Annotated in this window: 1 protein-coding gene; it reads right to left on the reverse strand. The window is 64.3% G+C overall.

What is annotated here, in order from left to right; translation table 11 throughout:
• Window positions 1–328: 328 nt before the first annotated feature.
• Entirely contained in the window at window positions 329–1,477 is a 1,149-nt protein-coding gene (locus RAD04_RS38455; RefSeq protein WP_461627938.1) for an IS110 family RNA-guided transposase, read from the reverse strand.
• Between the last annotated feature and the right edge of the window lie 75 nt (window positions 1,478–1,552).

Consider the following 1,552-nt stretch of genomic DNA (forward strand, 5'->3'; position numbering starts at 1 on the left):
CCTCATATGGGGATTTGTGAGTCAAGGCCTGTCGACTGGCTTGAGTGAGGTTGGTCGGGTGAGAGGGCGGCGCGCGGAGCCATGCGTAGCGCAACGCGTCGACCGTGTTCCGAGCGAGGATTGGCTTCCGACGATTTATGCAGCTCACTGCATCACCTCATATCCGGTCGGACCGCTGTGGTCCGGACCCACATTCCGCATGCTTGCGGCGAGGAAGCCCTGAGGATGAGACCCATCTACAAAACGGCTGTTTGTTCGGCCCAAGGGTGGCACGGTCATCATCCATTCCGCGCGGACTGCGGCCAAGCGCAGCGCCGGTGCGGTTCTGTTATGCCTTCATGGTTGCCCCCGCCGGTACAAGTCCAGTGGTGAGATAGCGCCACAGCGCCACTATTAGCTTGCGCGCCAGTGCGACGATGGCGATGCGCCTGGCCCGCTTGCCGGCATTGGCGGTGCGGGTGCGGAACCAATGGCTGAGTTCGCTGTCGGGCTGATGCCGCAGCCACAGCCAGGCCAGTTCGATCGCCTTGACGCGGGCGCGCGGGTTGCCTGCCTTGCTGATGCCCTGCTCGCGATCGATGCCGCCGCTCTGCCAGGGACTGGGTGCCAATCCGACGTAGCTGGCGACCTCGCGGCGGTTGCGGAAGTCCTTGTAGAACGCCTCGTTGGTCATCGTTGTGGAGAAGGCTGGACCGAGGGCCTTGAGCCGTTCCAGCCGATCCCGCCGTTCGGCCGTTTGCTCGGGAACGGCACATGCTCGGGTCGCCTGGACCTGCTCCAGCGCGACGAGTTGCTGACGGACCAGCATCAGGCGCGCATGTTCGCGCGTCACTTCGGCCAGAAGATGCGGCGACAAAGGCTGCCCTTGCCAATCGCGCTGCTTCGCCAGCCAATCCAGCCAATTGCCTCGACGCGGATAGCCGACCGCCATGCCCGCCAGCCGCAGCAGTGCCTTGATCCGGTTGGTATGGGCCGTCTGTTCCTTGACCAGCCGATCGCGTTCGCGGCTGGACCGCCGGGCGTCTTCCTGCGCCACGCTCGGCACCCGCACGATCCGGACCACCCGCGGCTCCCCGCGCAAGTAGGCCATCAACGTCCGCAGCAGAAGCTCGCCGTCGATCCGGTCCGTCTTGGTCCGCCGCGAGCGCTGCTCCACCGCAATGCTCGCGGGGTCGAACACGAAGTTCAAAATCCCGGCGGCCTCCAGCAGACGATGCAACCAGAAGCCGTCGTAGCCGGCCTCGTAGCAGCTCACCACGCGCGGCACAGATCCGAGCTTATCCGCCGCCCGCCTGCGGACCTTCTCAATCAGCTCCAGCAGTCCGGCATGATCGCCGCCCTCCAGCTTGTGACGGGACATCCGATCCCGATCCGGACTGTGCAGCGTTACCAGCCACGTCTTCTGGCTGAGTTCGAGCGCAACGAAAATTGTGCCATTATGGTCGGTGGTGAGCGTGCCTACAGTCGATGCTTGCATCTGACTCTCCGGGGGTTCGAGTGTGGAAACCCAAACCTACCGGAAAGGCCACGCTCACCACCCCATGGAATCTAC

It is taken from the genome of Bradyrhizobium sp. 25ACV (genome assembly GCF_054863005.1).

What these genes read in the sequence shown, in the direction of transcription:
- RAD04_RS38455 (WP_461627938.1), bottom strand. Translation starts at nt 1,477, where the DNA reads ATGCAAGCATCGACTGTAGGCACGCTCACCACCGACCATAATGGCACA.